The organism is Kineococcus rugosus, assembly GCF_050871975.1.
Lineage (GTDB): Bacteria > Actinomycetota > Actinomycetes > Actinomycetales > Kineococcaceae > Kineococcus.
The window spans coordinates 54,675-77,777 of sequence record NZ_JBJLSJ010000014.1; the positions used below are offsets into that span (position 1 = coordinate 54,675).

Genomic DNA, 23,103 nt, shown 5'->3' on the forward strand with positions numbered 1-23,103 from the left:
GACCAGCTCCTGCTTCAGGCGCTCCGGCGCCGGGCCGCGACGGTGACGAGCAACCCGCCGGCCACGACGAGCGCGGCACCGGCCGCGACCCACGGCACCACCTCCACGCCCGTGTTCGCCAGCCGCCCGGTCCCGGCCGGCCGCGCGGTGGCCGTGGGCCGGGCGGTGGGCCGCCGGGCCGCGGGCGTCAGCACCGGCGCGCTGCTGGTCGGGCGCGCGGTCGGCACCGGCGCCGCCGTCGTCGGCGCGGGGGTCTGCGTGGGGGTCGGCGCCGGGGCGGCCACGGCCGCCCGGTACCGCGGTGCGGTGTCCGGGGCCAGGCGCTGGTTCTCCGGCAGCCCCAGGTAGGCGGTGAACGCCTCCAGGTCGGTCCGGCCGAGCTCGACGCGGTCGGTGGCCTCGGCGAAGGTGGTGAAGTTGTCGCCGCCGGAGGCCAGGAAGCTGTTCACCGTGACGCGGTAGGGCGCCGCAGGGTCCAGCTCCACCCCGTCCAGCGTCGCCGACGTGATGCGCTGCCCGGCGGGGGCGGCCTCGTCGTAGGTGAAGAAGAACCCCTTCGAGACGCCCAGGGCCAGGAAGGGCCGGGAGGACCCGGCCGGCTGCCACTGCTGCTCCAGGACCCGCCGGACCTGCGCCCCGGTGAGGGTCAGCGTCACGACGGAGTTCGCGAACGGCTGCACCGCGGCGGCCTCGGCGTAGGTGACGACGCCGTCGCCCTCGGCGCCGGAGGCGGCGAACAGCAGGTCGTCGCGGATCCCGCCGGGGTTCTCGAAGGCGATCTGCGCGCCCGCGCCCGCGGTCTGCTGCTTCTGCGCGTCGGCGATGAGGTTGCCCAGCGGGGACTGCGTGCCGCGGTCGTCGTCCTCGCCGGTGAAGGCGCGGGTGATGTCGGCCGTGATCGACCCGACGGGCCGCTGCCCGACCGTCTCGGCCACCGCGACGGCGTCGTCGACGATCCGCTGGACCTGCGCGTTCGGGGTGAACCCCACGACGTCGAGGACCTGGTGGCCGGCTGCGACGACCTGGCCGGTGGCGTCGACGTCCAGCACGAGGTGGTCGAAGGCCGTGGAGTAGCTCTCGGCCGACAGCACCGGGCGGTCGACGGCCCTGCCGGCCACCGGGAACGCGCAGTCGTAGCGCTGGTGCGTGTGGCCGGACAGGATCGCGTCGACCTGCGGGGAGGCGCCCCGCACGATCTGCCCGAAGGCGCCCTCGGTGGCGACGGCGGCGCAGTCGGTGGCCGAGGACCCCTCGTGGGCGAGCAGGACGACGACGTCGGCCTCGTCGTTGGCGGGGTTCCCGTCCGACAGCTGCGCGGCCACGGCGTTCGCCGCGGCGACCGGGTCGGTGAAGGTGAGGCCCGCGACGCCCTGCGGGGAGACCAGGCTCGCGGTCTGCTGCGTGACCACGCCGACGAGGCCGACGCGGACCCCGCCGACCTCGGTCGTCACGAACCCCGGCAGCGCGGGCGTGCCGTCGGCCTTCAGGACGTTCGCGGCCAGGTAGGGGAAGTCGGCCAACGGGTCGGCGCCGTTCGCGCCGGGGTCGCCGTTCACGCCGATCCGGTCGGTGAGGTCGGCGTAGCCCTGGTCGAACTCGTGGTTGCCGGCCGCCGAGGCCGCCACGCCCATCGCGTTCAGGGCGGCGAGGGTCGGCTCGTCCTGCTGGATGAACGAGGTGAACGTCGAGGCGCCGACGTTGTCGCCGACGGACAGGACCAGGGTGTTCGGGTTCTTCGCGCGCAGCGCGTCCATCGCGCCGGCCAGCTGCGCGACGCCGCCGACGGGGTCGCCGTCGTCGGTCTCGTCGGGGGCCTCCAGGCGGCCGTGCAGGTCGTTGAAGGCGCCGACCTGGAGGCGCGTGACGCCCGCGGCGGGGGCCGGCAGGACGTCGGGGACCTGCCCGGGCGCCGGGGCCGGGGAGGGCGTCGGCGTGGTCGCCGCTCCCGCCGGGCCGGCCAGCAGGGGGGTGCTCAGGGCGGCCACGGCGGCACCGGAGCACAGGAACCGGACGAGGGGGCGACTCGGGCGCATGATCTCGCTTCCACGGGCAGGGGCGGGCGATCGCCGATCCTGTCAGTCACAGCGACCTCAGCGGAACCCCCGGGCCGCGACCCGGACGGTGCTCAGGTGCGGCACCCGGGTGCGGCGACCGGGTGCGGCGCCTCAGGCGACCTGCGCGTCGCCCTGCGCGATCCGCAGGCCGCGCAGCGCCACCCCGACCAGGCCGACGCCCTCGGCCTCCTCCAGCGGGACCCACCGGGCCAGGTCGGTGCTGCCCCCCACGTCCAGGACCTCCGGCTCGCGGACCTCCAGCGGCTCGGCCCGGACCAGGACCCGCACGGCGTGGAAGTCCTCCAGGACCCCGCGCGGGGACCGGCCCGTGAAGTGCTCGGCGCCGATCTCGGCCAGCCCCGTCACCCGCACGTCCATCCCGGTCTCCTCGTGCACCTCGCGCACGACGGCGCTCAGGGGGTGCTCGCCGTGGTCGACCCCGCCGCCGGGCAGCGTCCAGCGCCCCGGGCTCGGGGTCCGGGCGCTGAGGCGGGTCAGCAGCAGCGCCCCGTCGGACACGACGACGGCGTAGCAGGCCAGCCGCTGCCGCACCACGGGCGCGTCCGCGCGCCCGGGCGCCAGCCGCACCCGCTCGGCGGGGTCCAGGACGACGTCGGCGTCGGGCGCCAGCGGCCACTGCTGCGGCGCCGGGACCCGCTGCGCGCCGGCCGCACCGGCCAGGGCGTCCGGGGCGCGGCCGGCCAGGACCAGGTGCACCGTGTGCAGGTCGAGGCCGTCGTCCTCGCGGCGGCCGTCGACGACCGCGAGGAGCGCACCGGTCTCCAGGCCGCCGGGCCCGCCGTGGACGCGCGCCAGGGCCGCGGCCGGCGTCTCCCCGTGGGCCAGCAGCGCCCACGGCAGCACGCCGCCGACCAGGAGCAGCCGGCCGTCCTCGACGTCGGCGAGGTGGACCGCGACGCGCTGGAGCGCGCTCACGCCGCCGTCGCGGAGCGGGCGTCCAGCCGGGCGCGCACGTCCCGGGTGTTGCGGAGCTCGGCGTAGAAGGACAGGAACGGGATCGTCCCGGCGAGCGCCGTCAGCAGCATCCGGCTCCACGACCAGCGGACCCGGTTGCCCAGGTCGAAGGTCGTGATGAGCAGCACGACGTACAGCCAGCCGTGCGCGACCCCGACGGTGGCGACGATCGCGTCCCCGCCGCCGAAGGCGTCGAGGTACTTCTGCGGCATGCCGACCAGGACCAGCACGACGAGGCCGATGCCGGTCAGCCAGGCCATCACCCGGTAGCGGGTCAGGGCGGCGCGCACCTTGGGCGCCGAGCGCAGGTCGCCCGCGGGTCGGGGGGTCGCGTCAGGGCTCACCGGGCACCACTCATGTCTCGTCCTCCAGCACCGTCCGCGGGTTCGTCCACCCGCGCTCGGGGGTCATCCTCCCCCGGCCCCGTCCGCTCGTCGCGCACGGCCCTGAACCACATGACGACGGCGAAGAGGCCGAAGACCCACCACTGCCCGGCGTAGGCGAGGTTGCGCCAGTCCAGCCGGCGGCTGGACTGCCCGGGGTCGGCGGGCGGGACGGCTCGCAGCCCCTCGGCCGGGGAGGTCTGGGTGACGTAGGCGTTGGCGACGGGGTAGTCGACGCGGTTGACGAGGTCCGCGGCGCTGACGACCCAGGTCTGCCCGGCGGGCAGCGCGTCGGCGGAGGGGGCCACGTCGGAGGCCTCCGGGGGCTGGACGACCCCGGTCAGGTCGACGGGGCCGACCGGCAGCGCGGGCGCGGGCTGCCCCTGCGGCACCCAGCCGCGGACGACGGGGACGCCGGAGCCGTCGGGCAGGACCACGACGCCGACCACCCAGGAGCCCACGGCGCCGTCCAGCGGGCGGCCGGGGGCGAGCAGGTCCACGGCGGGGTCGAAGGTGCCGGACACCTCGACGCGGTGGCCGACCTCGTCGGCCGACAGGACGGCGGCGGCGCCGGGGGCCCCGGCGTCGACGACGCTGCTGACCGGCACGACGGGCTTGAGCGCGGGGGGCTCGGACACGACGACGTTCCCGCGCTGCCACTGCCAGACCCCGAGGCCGCCGCAGACCAGGACGATCACGAGGGCGACGACGGTCAGGACGACGACCCGCCCGGTGGGGGCGGGCCTGCGGTCCTCGTCCAGCCGGTCCTCGTTCACCGCCCCAGGTTACGCGGGGCGCCGGGGACGGCGGTCAGCTCGTGCGCCCGAACTGGTCCCGGCGGGCCGTCGTGGTGGTAGCGGAGTGCCAGGATCGGCGGTAGCGCTTTCCGCGGGACGGCCGGTCCGGCCGGGCGCCCGCCCCCGGGTACCGGGTGTCGGCGCCGAGGAACGGAACGGTGAACGCCAAGGCGGTCAGCAGGACGAGGATCAGGACCAGGCTCATCGCGACCACCGACCGCTATTGATGTCGGACCAGATAGCGCTATTGTCATCTCTCATGGACCACGGTAGCAGTGTGCAGCGCGTCACCACCAGCCTCCGCGAGCTGGCGGCCGCCCTGCCCGCCGGGAGCAAGCTGCCCAGCAGCCGGCGGCTCGTCACCGACCTCGGCGTCGGGCCCGTCACCGTCCAGCGCGCCGTCGACGCCCTCGTCGCCGACGGCACCGTCGTCACCCGCCCCGGGGCCGGCACCTTCGTCGCCCGCGCCGCCCGCACCGCCACCGTCGACACCGACTGGCAGCGCGTCGCCCTCGGCGCCTCCCCCGTCCAGGCCGAGGGGGTCCTGTCCGCCCTGACCGTGCCGTCCCAGAACGTCCTCGACATGGCCCGCGGCTACCTCGACCCCACCCTGCAACCCACCTCGCGGCTCGCCTCCGCGATGGCCCGCGCCGCCCGCCGCCCCGAGGCGTGGTCGGTGCCGCCGCTGTCCGGCGTCCCCGAGCTGCGCACCTGGTTCGCCCAGCAGCTCGGCGCCGACCGCGACGACGTGTTCATCAGCCCCGGCGGCCAGGGCGCGCTGTCCACCGTCCTGCGCTCCATCGTCCCGGCCGGCAGCCCCGTCCTCGTCGCCGTGCCCAGCTACCCCGGCGTCATCTCGCTGCTGCGCAGCGCCGGGCTCGTCCCCGTCCCCGTCCCCACCGACGCCGACGGCGTGCGCCCCGAGCTGCTCCAGCGCGCCTTCGAGCAGTCCGGGTCGCGGCTGCTGTACCTGCAGCCCACCTACGCCAACCCCGACGGCTCCGTCCTGTCCGCCGACCGCCGCCGCCCCGTCCTCGACCTCGCCGCCGCCGCCGGGGCGTTCATCGTCGAGGACGACTTCGCCCGCTGGCTCGGCCACGGCCCCACGACCACCCCCTCGCTGCTGCGCGACGACACCGACGGGCGGGTCATCACCGTCAACTCCCTGTCCAAGGTCTCCGGCCCCAGCCTGCGCGTCGGCTGCGTCGTCGCCCGCGGGCCGGTGGCGCGGCGCATCGCCGGGCTCAGCTTCGTCGACCACCTCATCGTGTCCCGGCCGCTGCAGGAGGCCGCCGTCGAGCTGGTCACCGGTGCCGGGTGGAACGCGCACCTGCGGGGGCTGTCCGCCGCGCTCGGCGCCCGCCTGGACACCCTGGCGACCGCGCTGGCCCGCGAGCTGCCCGAGTGCGCCTTCACCCGGCCCCGCGGCGGGTTCTCGCTGTGGCTGCGGCTGCCGCGCGGCGTCGACGACCTCGAGGTCGCCCGCCGCACCCGCGAGCGCGGCCTCGTCGTCGGGCCCGGCCGGCACTACGTCGTCGCCGAGGAGGACGCCACCCACCTGCGGCTGTGCTACGCCGCGATCACCGAGCAGCAGATCCCCGCCGCCGTGGAGATCCTCGCCGGGTCGCTGTGACCGCCACGGGGACGGGGTCGACCGGACCGGTGCCGCGCACCCCCACGCTCGACACCTCCCCCACCCCCGCCGGCCCGGTCGTCCTGCGCGAGGCCCGGCGCGAGGACGTCCCGGCCGTCGCCGGTCTGCTCCTCGACGACCGGCTCGGCCGCGCGCGGGGGTCCACCGACGACCTCGCGCCCCACCTCGCCGCCGACCGGCGCCGCGGGTGCACCACCGTGCAGCTGACGACCCACCTCGAACGCACCGACGCGCACCGCTCCCACGAGCGCCTGGGGTCCGTGGCCTCGCGCGCGGGGGTGGAGCTCACCCCCTGACCGCCCCAGGACGCCGGACGCCCCCTCGCGGCGGACCGCGAGGGGGCGTCGGGACGACCCGGGTTCAGGCGGGGATCACTCCCACTCGATGGTGCCCGGCGGCTTGCTCGTCACGTCGAGCACCACCCGGTTCACCTCGTCGACCTCGTTGGTGATGCGCGTGGAGATCCTCGCCAGCACGTCGTACGGCAGCCGCGACCAGTCCGCCGTCATGGCGTCCTCGGAGGACACCGGCCGCAGCACGACCGGGTGGCCGTAGGTGCGGCCGTCGCCCTGCACGCCCACGCTGCGCACGTCCGCGAGCAGCACCACCGGGCACTGCCAGATCTCGCGGTCCAGCCCGGCCGCGGTGAGCTCGGCGCGGGCGATGGCGTCGGCCGCGCGCAGGATCTCCAGCCGCTGCGGCGTCACCGCCCCCACGATGCGGATCGCCAGGCCCGGGCCCGGGAACGGCTGCCGGTGCACCATCGCCTCGGGCAGCCCCAGCTGCACGCCGACCGCGCGGACCTCGTCCTTGAACAGCGCGCGCAGCGGCTCGACCAGCTCGAAGGCCAGGTCGTCCGGCAGGCCGCCGACGTTGTGGTGGCTCTTGATCGTCGCCGCGCCCGTCCCGCCGCCGGACTCCACGACGTCGGGGTACAGGGTGCCCTGCACGAGGAACCTCACCTCGCCGCCGTCCGCGCCCTCGGCGGCGACGACGTCGCGCGCGGCCTGCTCGAACACGCGGATGAACTCGCGGCCGATGATCTTCCGCTTCTGCTCGGGGTCGCTGACCCCGTCGAGGGCGTCGGCGAACCGCTGCACGGCGTCCACGACGTGCAGCTTCACGCCCGTCGCGGCGACGAAGTCCTTCTCGACCTGCTCGGCCTCGCCGGCGCGCAGCAGCCCGTGGTCCACGAACACGCACGTCAGCTGGTCCCCGACCGCGCGCTGCACCAGCGCACCGGCCACCGCCGAGTCCACCCCGCCCGACAGCGCGCAGATGACCTTGCCGTCGCCGATCTGGGCGCGGATGCGGGCGACCTGCTCCTCGATGACGTTGCCCGTCGTCCAGTCCGGGTCGATCCGCGCGCCCTCGCGCAGGAAGTTCACCAGCACGTCCTGGCCGTGCTCGGAGTGCTTGACCTCCGGGTGCCACTGCACGCCGTACAGGCGCCGCTCGTCGTCCTCGAACGCCGCGACCGGCGTCCCCGGCGTCGAGGCCGTCACCCGGAAACCCTCCGGGGCGCGGGAGACGCTGTCCCCGTGGGACATCCACACGTTCTGCGCCGCCGGCTGGTCGCGCAGCAGCGTCGAGGCCGCCGCGTCCGGCAGCTCCGCCGGCGTCCCGCCGTACTCGCGGCGGCCCGTGCGGGCGACGTCGCCGCCGAGGGCCTTGGCCATCGCCTGGAAGCCGTAGCAGATGCCGAGCACGGGGACCCCCGCCTCGAACAGCGCCGGGTCGACCTGCGGGGCGTCCGGCGCGTACACGCTCGACGGGCCGCCGGACAGGATCACCGCGGCCGGGTCCTTCGCCAGCATCTCCGCCACCGGCATCGAGCTCGGCACGATCTCGGAGAACGTGTCCGCCTCCCGGACCCGGCGCGCGATCAGCTGCGCGTACTGGGCCCCGTAGTCGACGACGAGGACCGGTCGGTGGGTGCGCTCCGCAGCCACCTCGGGGTTCTCCTGTGCGGTCTCGCTCTCGGGCGCATCCGGCGTCACGCCCCCAGGGTATCCGCCGGCGCGGACCCGGCGGTAAACCCCGTGGAAGCCCCCGGGGACAGCGATTACCGTCGGTGCACGTGCGCTCCCTCCCCCTGAGCGACCCCGGCACCCCCGACGTGACCTCCCCCACCCGGTTCCTGCTGCGCACCGCCGCGCTGCAGTGGCGGCCGATGGTGGCCGGGTCAGCGGTCGGGACCCTGTGGTTGCTGTCCCAGGCCGTCCTGCCCGCCGCGATCGGCCGCGCCGTCGACGAGGGCGTCGTGGACGGCGACGCCGCCGCCCTCACCCGCTGGTCGCTGGTCGTCCTGGCCCTGGCCGTCGTCACCTCCTGGGCGGCGGTCGTGCGCCACCGCTTCGGCGTCACCAACTGGCTCACCGCCTGCTTCCGCACCCTCCAGCAGGTCGGCCGGCACACCTCCCGCGCCGGGACGGCCGTCACCGAGCGGCTGCCCCAGGGCGAGGTCATGGCCTCCATCGCCTCCGACGGGCCCCGCCTGGCCGACGCCTTCGACGTCACCCAGCGCGCCGTGGCCTCCGTGGCCGCCGTCGCCGTCGTCGCCGTCCTCGTGCTGCGCACCTCCGTGCCCATCGGCCTGGTCATCCTCGTCGGCGTCCCCGTCGTGATGGCGCTGCTGCTGCTGCTCCTGCGCCCCCTGCAGGAGCGGCAGCGCGTGCACCGCAAGCTGTCCGGCGAGCTCACCTCGATCGGCACCGACACCGTGCGGGGCCTGCGGATCCTGCGCGGCATCGGCGGCGAGGAGGTCTTCCTGGACCGCTACCGCGCCAAGAGCCAGCAGGTCCGCGCCGCCGGCGTGCGCGTCGCCGTCTGGGAGTCCTCCCTGGAGGCCCTGCAGGTCCTCGTCCCCGGCCTGCTCGTCGCCGCCCTCGTCTGGGCCGGCGCCCGCGCCACCGCCCGCGGCGAGATCACCCCCGGCGACCTCGTCGCCCTCTACGGCTACGCCGCGTTCCTCACCTCCCCGCTGCGGATGCTCGTCGAGGCCGCCGACAAGTACGTCCGCGCCCTCGTCGCCGCCCGCCGCCTCACCACGCTGCTGGAGGTGCCGCCCGCCGTCACCGACGACGGGACCGCCACCACCGCCGGCGGGGCCCTGGACGACCCCGACTCCGGCGTCCACGCCGCCGCCGGCGCCCTCACCGCCGTCGTCTGCGACCCGCCCGAGGACGCCGCCGCGCTCGCCCGCCGGCTCACCCGCTTCGACGACGACACCCGCGCCACCCTCGGCGGGGTCCCGCTGCGGCGGCTGCCGGTCGCCGAGGTCCGCCGCCGCGTGCTGCTGTCCGAGGACGACGCCCAGCTGTTCAGCGGCACCGTCCGCGAGCAGGTCGACCCCGAGCACCGGCACACCGACGCCGAGGTCCTCGCCGCCGTCGACGTCGCCGACGCCCGCGACGTCCTCGACCTCGTCGACGGCGGCCTGGCCGGCGCCGTCACCGAGCGCGGCCGCTCCCTGTCCGGGGGCCAGCGCCAGCGCCTGGCCCTGGCCCGCGTGCTGGCCCGCGACCCCGAGGCGCTCGTCCTGGTCGAGCCCACCAGCGCCGTCGACGCCCACACCGAGGCCCGGATCGCCGCGCGCCTGCGCACCGCCCGCACCGGCCGCACGACGGTCGTCGCCACCGCCAGCCCGCTCGTCCTGCCCCAGGTCGACGAGGTCTGCTGGGTCCGCGACGGGCGCCTGGCCGCCCGCGGCCGGCACGCCGACCTGCTCGCCCGCGACGCCGGGTACCGCCGGTTCGTGACCCGCGACGCCGCGGCCGACGTGCCCGCCCCCCGCCCCGCTCCCCCGACCACCGCGACCGCCGAGGACCGCCCGTGAGCCCGAAGACCCTGCCGGTCGCCGACCGGGCGCACGTCCTGCGCGACGTGCGGCGCCTGCTGACCCAGCACCGCGGCCCCGGGCTGCGGATGCTCGGGCTGCACGCCCTGGCCGCCGTCGCCGGCCTCGCCGGGCCGTTCCTGCTCGGCCGCCTCGTCGACGACGTCGTGGGCGCCGTCCGCGACGGGACCGCGTTCGCCGCCGTCGCGCACCGCGTCGACGTCGCCGTCGCCGCCCTCGTCGCGGCCGTCGTCGCGCAGGCCGTCCTGGCCCGGCTCGCCCGGCAGCGCTCCCTCGTGCTGGCCGAGGGCGTCTTCGCGCAGCTGCGCGAGGAGTTCCTCGCCCGCGCCACCGCGCTGCCGCTGTCGGTCGTCGAGCAGGCCGGGACCGGCGACCTCGTCTCGCGCACCACCAACGACGTCGACGCCCTCAGCTACACCGTCCGGTACGGGGCCCCGGCGATCCTCGTCGCGTCCGTCACCTCCGTGCTGACCGTCGTGGCCGCGGTGCTCTCCGGGCCGCTCGTCGCGCTCGCCGTCCTCACCGGCCTGCCCGGGCTGCTGCTGGCGACCCGCTGGTACCTGCGCCGCGCCCCGCAGGGGTACGCCGCCGAGCGCGCCGAGTGGGGCCGCATCTCCACGACCCTCGGCGAGAACGTCGAGAACGTCCGGACCGTGGAGGCCCTCGGCCTGGCCGACCACCGCGTCCGCCGGGTCGACGACGTCATCGGCCGCACCGTCGAGCGCGAGCGGTACACCCTGTCGCTGCGGACCGTGTGGTTCCCCAGCATCGAGATGTCCTACCTGCTGCCCGTCGTCGTGGCGCTGCTGTGGGGCGGGTTCCTCGTGCGGCACGACCTGCAGACCGTCGGGCAGGTGACGACCGTCGTCCTGTACCTGCGCCAGCTCGTCGGCCCCGTCAACGAGCTGCTCGCCTGGTGGGACGAGCTGCAGGTCGGGCAGGCCTCCTTCGCCCGCGTCGTGGGGCTGTCCGCGGTCGAGCCCGACCGGGTCGCCCGCCCCGACGAGCCCGTCTCCGACGAGATCTCCGCCGACCGGGTGGGGTTCTCCTACACCGCCGGGCGGCCCGTCCTGCACGACGTCTCGCTGTCCCTCGAACCGGGCGAACGGCTCGCGATCGTGGGGCCCACCGGCGCCGGGAAGTCCACCCTCGGGCGGCTGCTGGCCGGGATCAACCCGCCCAGCGACGGCTCGGTGCGCGTCGGCGGCGCCGAGGTCACCGGGCTGCCGCTGGACGAGCTGCGCTCCCGCATCGCCCTGGTCACCCAGGAGCGGCACGTGTTCGCGGCCTCGCTGCGCGACAACGTCGCCCTCGCCGCCCCCGGCTCCTCCGACGAGCAGGTCCTCGACGCGCTCGAGGCCGTCGACGCCCGCGACTGGGTGCGCGCGCTGCCCGACGGGCTCGACACCGGCGTCGGGGAGAACGGGCTGGCGCTGTCGGCGGCGCAGGCGCAGCAGGTGGCGCTGGCCCGGCTCGTGCTGGCCGACCCGCACACCCTCGTCCTGGACGAGGCGACGTCGCTGCTGGACCCGAACGCGGCCCGGCACCTGGAGCGGTCGCTGGCCGCGGTCCTGGAGGGCCGCACGACGGTGGCCATCGCGCACCGGCTGCACACCGCCCACGACGCCGACCGGATCGCCGTCGTCGAGGGCGGCCGCATCACCGAGCTCGGCACCCACCACGAGCTGGTCGACGCGGGTGGTCCCTACGCGCACCTGTGGCGCAGCTGGCACGGCGAGGCGTAACCTGGGAGGAGTTCACTCTCAGGGCTCCGGTGCGTCAGTGGTGGGGAGGCGCACCCGCGACGCTGGAGCCTACCCGTGAGCACCACCACCACCGCCCCGACCCTGCTGTCCCGCTACGCGCGGCTGCCGCAGATCGCCGGGCCCACCTACCTGCCGCTGACCGCCCTGGGGCGGCTGCCCATCACGATGGTGCCGCTGGCCGTCCTGGCCCTGGTCACCGCCGCCAGCGGCTCGGTCGCCGTGGGCGGGCTCGCGAGCGCCGCCGCGGCCGTCGGGGAGGCCGTCGGGGTCCCCGTCGTCGGCTGGTTCGCCGACCGGCGCGGCCAGCGGACGGTCCTGCTGACGGTCGTGCTGCTGCACCTGCTGGCCCTGGCCGGTCTGTTCACCGCGCTGGGGACCGCCGGGACCCCCGTGGTGCTGGCCGCGGCCGCCGGGGTCGGGTTCACCCTGCCCTCGGTCGGCGGGTTCTCCCGGGCGCGGTGGCTGCGGATGGCCCGGGACCCGCACGACGTGACGACGGCGTTCGCGGCCGAGGGCACGATCGACGAGGCGACGTTCATCCTGGGCCCGGCGCTGGTGGGGGCCGTCGGGGTGCTGGGCAGCCCGGCGGCGGCGCTGCTGACGTCCGCGGGGCTGACGACGGTGTTCGTCTCGGCGTTCGCGCTGCACCGCACCCACCGGCACACCGCGCCGCTGCCGGGCGCCGAGCGCCGCGCGGCGGGCCGGGTGCCGTGGACGGTCGCGGTGCCGGTGCTGGGGATGCTGTGCCTGGGCACCGTGTTCGGCGCCACCCAGACGGGGGTGACGGCCGCGGCCGAGACCGTCGGGTCGGCGTCGCTGGGGTCGCTGGTCTACGCGGTGTCGGCGATCGGGTCGACGGTGACGACGCTGTGCCTGGTGCTGCTGCCGGCGCGGTTCACGCTGCGCGCGCGGTGGGCGGTGTGCGGGCTGGGCCTGCTGGCCGGGGCGGGCGCGATGGCGCTGGTCGCCGACCGGCTGGGCGCGCTGGCGGTGGCGGTGCTGTTCCTGGGGCTGTTCGTCGGGCCGGCGCTGGTGACGGTGAACACGCTCGCGGCGCGGCTGGCCCCGCAGGGCCGGGGCGCCTTCCTGATGGCGCTGCTGAACTCCGGCATCGTGCTGGGGGTCGCGACCGGCGCGTCCGCGGGCGGGGCGCTGGCCGAGCACCACGGCCCCGCGTGGGGCTTCGCCGTCGTCGCGGCGGCCGGGGCGCTGCTGGCCGCGACGGCCGCCGTCGCCCCTGCGCGCGACGTCAGGCGGTGAGCTCGGCGAAGTCGACGCCGGTCCACTCCGCCGACCGCGCCCACAGCCACGCGGCGTCGGCGGTGTCGTAGGCGGAGGGGCTGGCGGGGACCTGCACGGGGAAGCCCCGCCACTCCTGCCGCCCGCCGGGGCCGAAGTACTCCCCGCCCACCGCGGCGGGGTCGGTGGCCGCGCGCAGCAGCGGCCAGGCGCCCTGCGCGGCGGGCTGGCCCACGGCGCGGCCGAGGACCTGCGCGAACGCCTCGCCGACCCGGTTGCCGGCCAGCGGCGTCATCTTCCACAGGTTCGTGTCGGACAGGCCCGGGTGCGCGGCCGTGGACACGATCGGGGCGCCGACGGCCGCGGCGCGGCGCTGCAGCTCGAAGGCGAACAGCAGGTTCGACAGCTTCGACTGCCCGTACGCCAGCCACTTCTGGTAGCTGCGCTCGGACTGGTAGTTCTCCCGGTTCAGCCGGCCGAACCGGTGGGCGACGCTCGCCACGCTCACCACGCGGCCCCCGCCGCCGGCCAGCAGCGCCGGCAGCAGCAGGCCCGTGAGGGCGAAGTGGCCCAGGTGGTTCGTGCCGACCTGCGTCTCGAACCCGTCGACCGTCCGGCCGAACGGCGGCACCATGACGCCCGCGTTGTTCACGAGGACGTCGAGGCCGGAGCGGCGGTGCAGCACCTCGGAGGCGGTGCGCCGGACGCCGGCCAGGTCGGCCACGTCGAGGGCGACGAGCTCGACCTGCGGGTCGACGCCGGAGTCGCGGACCTCGGCGGTCAGGCGGGCCACCGCGGCCCGGCCCCGCTCGGGGTTGCGGCAGGCCAGCAGGACGTCCGCGCCGCGGCGGGCGAACTCCGTCGCCACGTGGAACCCCAGGCCGGAGTTCGCGCCGGTCACCAGCACCGTGCGCCCCTCCTGCGGGCCCATCGCGTCGGGCGTCCAGGGGGTGGTGGGGTCCTGCTGGGTCACGGAGCTCCTCAGGCGGGCTGGTACGGGGACACGACGACCTCGATGCGCTGGAACTCCTTGAGGTCGGAGTACCCGGTGGTGGCCATCGACCGCCGCAACGCGCCCATGAGGTTGGTGGTCCCGTCCGCGACGCGGCCGGGGCCGTTGAGGATCTCCTCCAGCGGCGCGCTGGTGCCGACCCGGACGCGCTCACCGCGCGGCAGCACCGCGTGGTGGGCCTCCGGGCCCCAGTGCCAGCCGCGGCCGGGGGCCTCGGTGGCGCGGGCCAGGGAGGCGCCGAGCATGACGGCGTCGGCGCCGCAGGCGATCGCCTTGACGATGTCGCCGGACGTGCCGACCCCGCCGTCGGCGATGACGTGCACGTACCGGCCGCCGGACTCGTCCATGTAGTCGCGGCGGGCGGCGGCGACGTCGGCGACGGCCGAGGCCATCGGGGCGTGGATGCCCAGCGCGGTGCGCGTGGTGTGCGCCGCTCCCCCGCCGAACCCGACGAGGACCCCGGCCGCGCCGGTGCGCATCAGGTGCAGGGCCGCGGTGTACCCGGCCGCCCCGCCGACGACGACGGGCACGTCGAGCTCGTAGATGAAGCGCTTGAGGTTCAGCGGCTCGCTGCGGCCGGAGACGTGCTCGGCCGAGACCGTGGTGCCGCGGATGACGAACAGGTCGACGCCGGCGTCGACGACGACCTTCCAGAACTCCTGCGTGCGCTGCGGCGAGAGGGCACCGGCGACGGTGACGCCGGCGGCGCGGACCTCGGCGAGGCGGCTGGTGATGAGCTCGGGCTTGATCGGCTCGGCGTAGATCTCCTGCATGCGCGGGGTCGCCACCGCCGGGTCCAGCGCGGCGATCTCGGCCAGCAGCGGCTCGGGGTCCTCGTACCGGGTCCACAGGCCCTCGAGGTCGAGGACGCCCAGGCCGCCGAGGCGGCCCAGCGCGACGGCCGTGGCGGGCGAGGCGACGGAGTCCATCGGCGCGCTCATCACGGGGATGTCGAAGTGGTACGCGTCGATCTGCCACGTCGTGGAGACGTCTTCGGGGTCGCGGGTGCGCCGGCTGGGGACGACGGCGATGTCGTCGAAGCTGTAGGCGCGTCGCCCCCGCTTGCCGCGGCCGATCTCGATGTCAGACACGGCCTCAGGCTACCTGCTGCGGCCCGCGCGCCGATCACGCGCGGGCCGCGGCGGCGGCCCGGTGACGGGTCAGCGACCGCTGTAGTTCGGCGCCTCGACCGTCATCTGGATGTCGTGCGGGTGCGACTCCTTCAGCCCCGCGGGGGTGATGCGGACGAACCGGCCACCGGCCTGCAGCTCGGGGACGGAGCGCGCACCGGCGTAGAACATCGACTGGCGCAGCCCGCCGACGAGCTGGTGCGCGACCGCGCCCAGCGGCCCGCGGTACGGCACCTGGCCCTCGACGCCCTCGGGCACGAAGCGGTCGTCGGAGGCCACGTCGTTCTGGAAGTAGCGGTCCTTGGAGAAGGAGCGCCCGCCCTGCCGGGTCTGCTGGGCCCCCAGCGAGCCCATGCCGCGGTAGCTCTTGAACTGCTTGCCGTTGATGAAGACCAGGTCGCCCGGGCTCTCGTCGCAGCCGGCCAGCAGCGACCCCAGCATCACGGTGTCGGCGCCGGCCACGAGGGCCTTGGCGATGTCGCCGGAGTACTGCAGGCCGCCGTCGCCGATGACCGGGACCCCGGCGGGCTTGGCGGCGCGGGAGGCCTCGTGGATCGCGGTGACCTGCGGGACGCCGACGCCCGCGACGACGCGCGTGGTGCAGATCGACCCCGGGCCGATCCCGACCTTGATGCCGTCCACGCCGGCGTCGACGAGCGCCTGCGCCGCGGCGCGGGTCGCGACGTTGCCGCCGACGACGTCGACGTGCGCGGCCGCGCTGTCGCCCTTGAGCCGGGAGATCATCTGCAGCACGGCCTGGGAGTGCCCGTGCGCCATGTCGACGACGAGCACGTCCACGCCCGCCTCGACCAGGCCCATGGCCCGCTTCCAGGCGTCCTCGAAGATGCCGATCGCGGCGGCCACCCGCAGCCGGCCGTCCTCGTCCTTGGTGGCCAGCGGGTACTTCTCGGACTTGACGTAGTCCTTGACGGTGATCAGGCCGGTGAGGCGGCCCCCGCCGTCGACGATCGGCAGCTTCTCGATCTTGTGCTGGCGCAGCAGCTGCATCGCGTCGTCGGTCGAGACGCCGACGGGCGCGGTGACCAGCGGGGCCTTGGTCATGACCTCGCGCACGGGCCGGGTGAAGTCCGACTCGAACCGCAGGTCGCGGTTGGTGACGATGCCGACGAGGCGGCCGTCGGCGTCGACGACGGGGACGCCGGAGATGCGGTAGCGCCCGCACAGGGCGTCCACGTCGGCGAGGGTGGCGTCGGGGGTCGTGGTGACGGGCTGGGTGACCATGCCCGACTCCGACCGCTTGACGAGGTCGACCTGGTTGGCCTGCTCCTCGGCGGACAGGTTGCGGTGCAGCACACCGAGACCACCCTGACGGGCCATCGCGATGGCCATCCGGGACTCGGTGACGGTGTCCATCGCCGAGCTCAGCAGCGGGATCCGCAGGCTGATGCGCTTGGACACGCGGGTCGACGTGTCGACCTCGGAGGGGATGACGTCGGACTCACCGGGCAGCAGCAGGACGTCGTCGTAGGTCAGGCCCACGAAGCCGAAGGGGTCGTTCTCGGACGCTTGTCCGTCGGGGATCTGCGCGCTCACCCCCACGAGTCTACGAGCCGGCCGGGGCCTCGTCGGACGCGTCCGGGACCCCGGTCCCGGACGGGGCCGGGTCGGCCGTCCCGGGCACCGGGACGAGCCCGGCGCTGGGGGACGGTTCCACCACGGCGGGCAGCGTGGGCGTGGCGACGGCCGGCTCGTCGGTGCCGGGCGCGGGGCCGGTCGCGGCGCCCGGGTCCGGCGGGGTCGCGCCGGGGGTCTGGTCCGTCGTCGGCTCGGCGCTGGGGACCGGGTCGGTGGGCGTGACGTCCGGGTCCTGCGTCGGGACCTCGGTCGGCTCCTGGGTCGGCGTGCCGGTCGGCTCCTGGGTCGGGACGTCCGTGGCCGGGGCCGTGGGCGTGTCCGCGGGTGCGCTGGACCCGGGGGCCTGCGGGGGCCCCGTGGGGGCCGAGGGGCCCGCGGGCGCGTCGCCCGAGCCGCCGGCGGGGGCGTTCGGGACGACGGGCACGACCGGCACCGCCGGCGACGTGCCGGTGGCCCGCGGCGGGGTCGCGGACCCGGCGGCCCCGGTCGGGCCGGTGGGCCCGGTCCCGTCGGCGCCGCCCGTCGCGGACGGGCTGGGCGTCGCCGTCGGGCGCTCGGCCTGCCGCGTGGGCGCCCACGCGGGCGTGGGCGTGGCGACGACCGCCACGTCGGCGAGGGTGGTGCCGGTGGGCGAACCGGTCGGCGAGGCCGTCGGCGACCCGGTGGGGGCGTCGAGCGCCACGCCGGTCAGGTCGCCCTCGGCCGCGAGGACGGCGAGCGCCTCGTCGACCCGCTGCACGACGGCGGCGTCGACGTCGGCGCCGTCGAGCTGGCGCCGCAGGTTCTTCAGCCGCGCCGAGGCGGACTCGTCGTCGCCGGCCTGGGCGAGGGCCTGCACCTGGCTCAGCTCGCGCTGGACGCGCTCGGCGGGCGTGCCGGCGAAGGCCTGGAAGACGGTGTCGGGGAACCAACCGGGCAGCTGGGAGGCGAAGGAGGCTGCGACCCGGCCGTCGCGGTCGCCCAGCGGGCCGACGCCGGTGGCGGCCGCGGCGGCCGTCCCGCCGAGCAGCGTCAGGACCGCGGCGGCCGCGACGGTCCCGCGGCCCAGGCGCTGCAGGGTGCGGCGCCGGGCCAGCAGGACCCGCGGGGCGGGGACGTGCTCGGGCGCGAGGCCGGCGCCGTCGAGGTCGGGCAGCTCCACGGGCCGCACGCCGGCGGTCTCGGGGTCGGCGTGCAGGGCGTAGGAGTCCAGCAGCCGGGCGACGGCGTCGGACAGGTCGCCGGTGGTGGCCTCGTGCCGGCCGAGGCGGTCCAGCAGGGCGTCGGTGGCCAGCAGGTCGGGCACGGAGAAGGAGTTGTCGTCCACGTCCACGTCCCCCCCTGCCTGGTCGCTCGTCGTCTCGTCGGTGGTGGTGCCGGTGGTGCTGGTGGCGTCGCCGCGGACGCCGCGCAGGTGGCCGCGGCGGCGTCCGCCGCGCGAGCCGTCGTCCCCGGTGCTCACGGCGCCACCTGCAGGGAGGCGTCGGCGAGGGCGGTCTTGCGCAGCTTCTGCATGGCGCGGTGCTGGGCGACGCGGACGGCCCCGGCGGTCATGTCCAGGGCGCGGCCGGTCTCCTCGGCGGACATCCCGGCCCCCACCCGCAGCGTGATGATCTCCCGCAGCTTGGGCGGCAGGGTGTCCAGCAGCCGGCCCACGGTCTCGGCGTCGAAGGCGTCGAGCGCGAGCTGCTCGGGACCGGGTTCGGCGGTGGCGGCGTCGGGGACGTCGTCCGTCGGGACGGGTGCGCGGTAGGAGGCACGCTGCGCGTCGGCGACCTTGTTGGCCGCGATGCGGTAGACGAACGCCTCGAACGGGCGCCCGGTGTCCTTGTAGCGAGGCAGGGCCGTCAGCACGGCGATGCAGACCTCCTGTGCCGCATCCTCTGCGGCGTGATCAGCTCCGGGCAGGCGCCCGAGCTTGGCCCGGCAGTAACGGTGGACGAGGCGGCGCACCGCTGCCAGGAGGTCGGCGACGGCCCCCTGCTCCCCCGTCAGGGCACGAGCCGCCAGTTCCTGGAGCCCCCCGGCATCCGTGCTGTTCATCGGCGCGGGACCGTCCGGTGTTACACCTCCGCCCGCACCGGTCCGCAGGGGGTCCTCCTCGAGATCACCGTCGGGCTGGTCGTCGGGCTGGTCACCGGGCAGGTCGTCGGGCTGGTCGCCGGGCACCGCGCCGGCCAGGGCGGACCCGGTCGTGACGACCTCGACGTCCTGCGGCCCGGGCGTGAACTCGACCCGCGGGACGTCGGGCGCGACGGCGGACGCGACGTCGGCGCGTCTGCTGTCCGCGTCGGGCCGGCCGACGGTGCGTGCGTCGACCGGCTCGTCGCCCCCGGGGCTCACCCACCTACCGTACGAGACCCCAGCGGAATCCCACAGCCACCGCCTGAGCGCGGTCGGCGGCCTCGAGCTTGCGGAACAGCCGACGCGCGTGCGTCTTGACCGTGTCCTCGGACAGGAACAGCTCCCGGCCGATCTCCGCGTTGCTGCGCCCGCGGCTCATGCCGACGAGCACCTGCTGCTCGCGCTCGGTGAGCACGGGCGCCCGGCCCGTGAGCACCGCACGCGTGCGGTTGCCGCCACGACGACGGCTGACGTCCTGCAGCGCCTGGAGCACCGCCGTGGCGAGCTCCTCCCGCGAGACGTCCTTGACGAGGTAACCGCGAGCGCCGGCCGCGACCGCGCGGGCCACTCCGTCGCCGTCCTCGGCCATCGTGGCCATGAGGACGTTCGCCTCCGGGTGACGGGCGAGCAGCCGACGGGCCGCCTCCACGCCACCGATGCCCGGCATCCGGACATCCATGATCACCAGCGAGGGCCGTTCCACCGGCCAACGCTGCAGAGCCTCCTCGCCCGAGCTCGCACCCACGACGCGGGTGACGCCCGGGACAGCAGCCACCATGCGGCGCATGGCTTCGCGGGCCAGCGGAAGGTCATCGCAGACCAGAACCGTTGCCACCACAAACCTCTTCCCTGTGTGGGTGGAGCGGGGCCGTCCGTGGCCCTGCTGAGTCGCACGTCGGGTGCGCCACGTAGGGAGTTGTCGGCACGCACCCGACCCGACCTGAGCGCGATCCTCCAGGTCGCTGGCGCGATGGCCCCCCGACGTGCTAGAGGGGGTTGGTAGAAGACCTCAGGCGGAGACGGCGGCGGCGCACGCCGCGACGGCCGCCTCGAGGGTGGTCGCGACGACGACGTCGGGCCGGCCGGCCGCGGCGTGCGGGGGCCAGGCGGCGCCCAGCAGGACGACCAGCGGCGCCGGCCGCACCCGCAGGACGTCGTCGAGGTCGGCGAGCGCGTCCCGCCCCCCGGTCCCCGGCGCGCCGTCGCGCTCGGCGACCAGCAGCAGCGCCGGCGGCCGCACCCGGCGCACGGCGGCGGCGAGCATCCGCGGCGGGACGCCGTCGCCGACGCTGCGGGTGCCGGTGCCGGACTCGGCCAGCGCGGCGGCCGCGGCGAGCAGGACGGGCGTGCGGTCGCGGTCGTCGACCGTGCCGGTCCCGGCGAGCAGGACCGACCGCTCGCCGTTGGCCGTCGGCAGCGCCGACAGGGCCCGCGCGACGGCGGCGTGCATGGCGGCGTCGCGGGCGACCGAGGCCGGCCCGAGGACGTCGTCCCAGGCGCGGGCGACCCCGCGGGTGCGGATCTCGACGGCGAAGCGGTCGGCCAGGCTGGTGACGGCCCACTCGGCGGCCTCGTCGACGGGGTCCTCGCGGCGGTGGGCGCCGCGGGCGGGGCGGCTCTCGCTGTCCTCGGACTCGTCGGGCCCGCCGTCCTCGGGCCGGGTCCCCTCCCCCGGCTCCCCGGCGGGCGGCCCGTCGGCGGGCACCTCGTCGGCGCGCGGGTCGCCGGTGGGCAGGCCGCCCCCGGGGGCGGCGGGGTTCAGCAGCCCCGAGCCGGGCCCGGCGATGGCGGCGGCGTCGGTGACGGCGGCCTCGATGACGGCCGCGGGGATCGTGGAGACGCTGGCCAGGGCGAACCCGCCGTCGGCGACGGCGGTGGTGGCGGCCAGGCGGGCCGCCTCGGCGGGGGCCACGCCCTCGAGGGTGAGCCGGCGCATGACCACCAGCCGGGCCAGGTCGGCCGAGGAGTAGCGCCGGTGGGCACCGGCGGTGTGCTCGGAGGGCCCGAGCCCGTAGCGCCGGTCCCAGGTCCGCAGCGTCGCCGGGGCGACGCCGAGGCGGCGGGCGACCGCGGCCACCGTGAGGGTCATGCGCGGGGCGGGCGGCGCGGGCGCGCCCGTCGCGTCGGACCCCGCGGAGCTGGGGTCGGCGGCGGTGGACATGGGGCGAGTCTGGCAAGCGCCTGCGCCGGACGCCACTCGCCCACCGCGTCGGGGTTGTTCACCCTTGTTCAGGGACGCGGTCCCCCGTCCCGCGAACGGGGCGCGAACGGGGCGCGAACACGGTGCAGCAGGCCACCGGATCGCTCCACGGGGTGTTCACCTCCGGTTCAGCGCGGTGCCGGACCACCGGCGAACGGGGTGACGGAGGTCACCGAAGATCGTGAACAAGTTTCCCGCAGGGGCTTGAACAACTTCTGGCGCGGTTGTAGCTTCAAGCCAGTCAGCAAGATCCCCCCTCCCCCAGGAGCGCACCATGGCCGAGATCTCCCGCCTCCCCGGACCCGTCGCCGACGTCTGGGAGTGGCAGCTCGAAGGGTCCTGCCGCCAGGCGGACCCGAACCTCTTCTTCCACCCCGAGGGTGAGCGCGGGCCCGCCCGCCGCAACCGCGACGCCGCCGCGCAGGCCATCTGCGGCGGCTGCCCCGTGCTGCAGATGTGCCGCAAGCACGCCCTGAAGGTCCGCGAGCCCTACGGCGTGTGGGGCGGCATGACCGAGGACGACCGCGAGGCGATCTACGCGACCGAGCGCCGCCGCGGGATGCGCGTCGCCAGCTGACCCCCGCTCCACCCCGTGCGCGGTGTGGTGCGGTGCACGGACGACGGAAGGGCCCGGTCCCCTCGGGGGGACCGGGCCCTTCGTCGTGCGGTGGGGGAGGTCAGTGGCCGTGGCCGTGACCGTGGCCCGCGGCGGCGGGCTCCTCCTCCTTCTTGTCCACGACGAGGGTGTCGGTGGTCAGGACCATCGACGCGATCGACGCGGCGTTGCGCAGCGCGGAACGGGTGACCTTGACCGGGTCGAGGACCCCGCCGGCCAGCAGGTCGACGTACTCGCCGGTCGCGGCGTTCAGGCCGTTGCCCGGCTCCAGGGAGCGGACCTTCTCGACCACGACGTAGCCCTCGAGGCCCGCGTTCTCGGCGATCCAGCGCAGCGGCTCGGAGGCCGCCTTGCGGACGAGGGCGACACCGGTCGCCTCGTCGCCGGTCTTGCCCAGGTTGTCCTCGAGCACGGAGACGGCGTGCACCAGGGCCGAGCCGCCGCCGGCGACGATGCCCTCCTCGATCGCGGCGCGCGTCGCGGAGACGGCGTCCTCGATGCGGTGCTTCTTCTCCTTGAGCTCGACCTCGGTGTGCGCGCCGACCTTGATGACGACGACACCGCCGGACAGCTTCGCGAGGCGCTCCTGGAGCTTCTCGCGGTCCCAGTCGGAGTCGGTGCGCTCGACCTCGGCCTTGATCTGGGCGACGCGGCCGGCGATGTCGTCGGCCGAGCCGGCGCCGTCGACGATCGTGGTGTCGTCCTTGGTGACCGTGATGCGGCGGGCGGTGCCCAGCGCGTCCAGGTCGATCTGGTCGAGCTTGAGGCCGACCTCCTCGGCGACGACCTGCGCGCCGGTGAGGGTGGCGATGTCCTGCAGGATCGCCTTGCGGCGGTCGCCGAAGCCGGGGGCCTTCACCGCGACGGCGTTGAAGGTGCCGCGGATCTTGTTCACGACCAGGGTCGACAGCGCCTCGCCGTCGACGTCCTCGGCGATGATCAGCAGCGGCTTGGAGACCTTGAGGACCTTCTCCAGCAGCGGCAGCAGGTCCTGGACGGTGGAGATCTTGCCCTGGTGGACCAGGACGTACGCGTCCTCGAGGACCGCTTCCTGACGCTCGGCGTCGGTCACGAAGTACGGCGAGATGTAGCCCTTGTCGAACTGCATCCCCTCGGTGAAGTCCAGCTCGAGGGCGGTCGTGGAGGACTCCTCGACCGTGATGACGCCGTCCTTGCCGACCTTGTCGAACGCGTCGGCGAGCAGCTCGCCGACGGTGGAGTCCTGGGCCGAGATCGTCGCGACGTGGGCGATGTCGCCCTTGCCGTCGACGTCGCGGGCCAGCGACAGGAGCTTGTCGTTGACGGCCTCGACGGCCGCGTCGATGCCGCGCTTGAGGCCGGAGGGGGCCGCGCCGGCCGCGACGTTGCGCAGGCCTTCCTTGACGAGGGCCTGGGCCAGGACGGTCGCGGTGGTGGTGCCGTCACCGGCGACGTCGTTCGTCTTGGTGGCGACCTCCTTCGCGAGCTGGGCGCCGAGGTTCTCGTACGGGTCCTCGAGCTCGACCTCGCGGGCGATGGTGACGCCGTCGTTCGTGATCGTCGGCGCACCCCACTTCTTGTCGATGACGACGTTGCGGCCCTTGGGGCCGAGGGTCACCTTGACGGCGTTGGCGAGGGCGTCGACACCGCGCTCGAGGGACTTGCGGGCGCTGTCGTCGAACGAGAGCTGCTTGGCCATGTCTTCTTCCTTCCCGGGACTGGGGGCGGAACGAGGGACGC

20 protein-coding genes are annotated in these 23,103 nt (G+C 76.0%); 6 read left to right on the forward strand and 14 right to left on the reverse strand.

Annotated elements, in window-relative coordinates:
• Positions 1-14: 14 nt before the first annotated feature.
• From ACRYM6_RS10000 to ACRYM6_RS10020, 5 genes are all read right to left on the reverse strand, one after another.
• The gene (locus tag ACRYM6_RS10000) at positions 15-2,033 is read right to left on the reverse strand and encodes a bifunctional metallophosphatase/5'-nucleotidase (protein ID WP_432542730.1); all 2,019 of its coding nucleotides are present in this window, start codon (positions 2,031-2,033) and stop codon (positions 15-17) included.
• Between the two features lie 132 nt (positions 2,034-2,165).
• The gene (locus tag ACRYM6_RS10005; RefSeq protein WP_432542731.1) at positions 2,166-2,990 is read right to left on the reverse strand and encodes an NUDIX domain-containing protein; all 825 of its coding nucleotides are present in this window, start codon (positions 2,988-2,990) and stop codon (positions 2,166-2,168) included.
• Entirely contained in the window at positions 2,987-3,373 is a 387-nt protein-coding gene (locus tag ACRYM6_RS10010; RefSeq protein WP_432542732.1) for a DUF3817 domain-containing protein, read from the reverse strand. Before ACRYM6_RS10010 ends, ACRYM6_RS10005 begins: the two co-directional genes overlap by 4 nt.
• Positions 3,370-4,188 carry an SURF1 family protein gene (locus tag ACRYM6_RS10015; protein WP_432542733.1) on the reverse strand — a complete coding sequence of 273 codons (819 nt, stop codon included), beginning with the start codon at positions 4,186-4,188 and terminating at the stop codon, positions 3,370-3,372. The genes ACRYM6_RS10010 and ACRYM6_RS10015 overlap by 4 nt, the downstream gene beginning before the upstream one ends.
• Positions 4,189-4,222: 34 nt before the next feature.
• The gene (locus ACRYM6_RS10020) at positions 4,223-4,414 is read right to left on the reverse strand and encodes a hypothetical protein (RefSeq protein WP_432542734.1); all 192 of its coding nucleotides are present in this window, start codon (positions 4,412-4,414) and stop codon (positions 4,223-4,225) included.
• 54 nt (positions 4,415-4,468) lie between these two features.
• Here ACRYM6_RS10020 and ACRYM6_RS10025 point away from each other — a divergent pair, with 54 nt between their 5' ends.
• Both ACRYM6_RS10025 and ACRYM6_RS10030 read left to right on the forward strand, forming a co-directional pair.
• Positions 4,469-5,842, forward strand: coding sequence for an aminotransferase-like domain-containing protein (locus ACRYM6_RS10025; protein WP_432542735.1), 1,374 nt, complete (start codon positions 4,469-4,471; stop codon positions 5,840-5,842).
• Between the two features lie 29 nt (positions 5,843-5,871).
• Positions 5,872-6,159, forward strand: a complete 288-nt coding sequence (locus ACRYM6_RS10030) for a hypothetical protein (RefSeq protein WP_432542736.1) — start codon at positions 5,872-5,874, stop codon at positions 6,157-6,159.
• Positions 6,160-6,234: 75 nt separating this feature from the next.
• Here ACRYM6_RS10030 and guaA read toward each other — a convergent pair whose 3' ends face one another.
• Positions 6,235-7,815 (reverse strand): glutamine-hydrolyzing GMP synthase, encoded by a 1,581-nt coding sequence (gene guaA / locus ACRYM6_RS10035; protein ID WP_432542782.1) that lies wholly within the window; start codon positions 7,813-7,815, stop codon positions 6,235-6,237.
• Between the two features lie 128 nt (positions 7,816-7,943).
• On the opposite strand from guaA, the gene ACRYM6_RS10040 reads away from it, so the two are divergent.
• The 3 genes from ACRYM6_RS10040 to ACRYM6_RS10050 all read left to right on the forward strand — a co-directional run bounded on the left by ACRYM6_RS10040 (position 7,944) and on the right by ACRYM6_RS10050 (position 12,748).
• On the forward strand, positions 7,944-9,701 hold the full coding sequence (locus ACRYM6_RS10040) for an ABC transporter ATP-binding protein (RefSeq protein WP_432542737.1): 1,758 nt from the start codon (positions 7,944-7,946) through the stop codon (positions 9,699-9,701).
• Positions 9,698-11,467, forward strand: a complete 1,770-nt coding sequence (locus ACRYM6_RS10045) for an ABC transporter ATP-binding protein (protein ID WP_432542738.1) — start codon at positions 9,698-9,700, stop codon at positions 11,465-11,467. The genes ACRYM6_RS10040 and ACRYM6_RS10045 overlap by 4 nt, the downstream gene beginning before the upstream one ends.
• 75 nt (positions 11,468-11,542) lie before the next feature.
• Positions 11,543-12,748 (forward strand): MFS transporter, encoded by a 1,206-nt coding sequence (locus tag ACRYM6_RS10050; protein WP_432542739.1) that lies wholly within the window; start codon positions 11,543-11,545, stop codon positions 12,746-12,748.
• Here ACRYM6_RS10050 and ACRYM6_RS10055 read toward each other — a convergent pair.
• The 7 genes from ACRYM6_RS10055 to ACRYM6_RS10085 all read right to left on the reverse strand — a co-directional run bounded on the left by ACRYM6_RS10055 (position 12,738) and on the right by ACRYM6_RS10085 (position 20,657).
• Entirely contained in the window at positions 12,738-13,700 is a 963-nt protein-coding gene (locus ACRYM6_RS10055; protein ID WP_432542740.1) for an oxidoreductase, read from the reverse strand. The genes ACRYM6_RS10050 and ACRYM6_RS10055 overlap by 11 nt on opposite strands.
• 8 nt (positions 13,701-13,708) lie before the next feature.
• Positions 13,709-14,830 (reverse strand): GuaB3 family IMP dehydrogenase-related protein, encoded by a 1,122-nt coding sequence (locus tag ACRYM6_RS10060; protein WP_432542741.1) that lies wholly within the window; start codon positions 14,828-14,830, stop codon positions 13,709-13,711.
• Positions 14,831-14,899: 69 nt separating this feature from the next.
• Positions 14,900-16,423: an IMP dehydrogenase gene (gene guaB, locus ACRYM6_RS10065; RefSeq protein WP_432542742.1), complete on the reverse strand. Its 1,524-nt coding sequence runs from the start codon at positions 16,421-16,423 to the stop codon at positions 14,900-14,902.
• A gap of 10 nt (positions 16,424-16,433) precedes the next feature.
• Positions 16,434-17,906, reverse strand: a complete 1,473-nt coding sequence (locus ACRYM6_RS10070; protein ID WP_432542743.1) for a hypothetical protein — start codon at positions 17,904-17,906, stop codon at positions 16,434-16,436.
• On the reverse strand, positions 17,903-18,787 hold the full coding sequence (gene shbA, locus ACRYM6_RS10075) for an RNA polymerase sigma factor ShbA (RefSeq protein ID WP_432542744.1): 885 nt from the start codon (positions 18,785-18,787) through the stop codon (positions 17,903-17,905). The genes ACRYM6_RS10070 and shbA overlap by 4 nt, the downstream gene beginning before the upstream one ends.
• 4 nt (positions 18,788-18,791) lie before the next feature.
• Positions 18,792-19,403, reverse strand: coding sequence for a response regulator transcription factor (locus ACRYM6_RS10080; protein WP_179750673.1), 612 nt, complete (start codon positions 19,401-19,403; stop codon positions 18,792-18,794).
• Positions 19,404-19,577: 174 nt separating this feature from the next.
• A complete protein-coding gene (locus ACRYM6_RS10085; RefSeq protein WP_432542783.1) occupies positions 19,578-20,657 on the reverse strand; it encodes a MerR family transcriptional regulator in 1,080 nt (359 codons plus the stop codon).
• Between the two features lie 385 nt (positions 20,658-21,042).
• Here ACRYM6_RS10085 and ACRYM6_RS10090 point away from each other — a divergent pair, with 385 nt between their 5' ends.
• Positions 21,043-21,345: a WhiB family transcriptional regulator gene (locus tag ACRYM6_RS10090; RefSeq protein WP_432542745.1), complete on the forward strand. Its 303-nt coding sequence runs from the start codon at positions 21,043-21,045 to the stop codon at positions 21,343-21,345.
• Positions 21,346-21,445: 100 nt separating this feature from the next.
• Here the strand turns inward: ACRYM6_RS10090 and groL are convergent, their stop codons facing one another.
• A complete protein-coding gene (gene groL, locus ACRYM6_RS10095) occupies positions 21,446-23,062 on the reverse strand; it encodes a chaperonin GroEL (RefSeq protein ID WP_432542746.1) in 1,617 nt (538 codons plus the stop codon).
• Between the last annotated feature and the right edge of the window lie 41 nt (positions 23,063-23,103).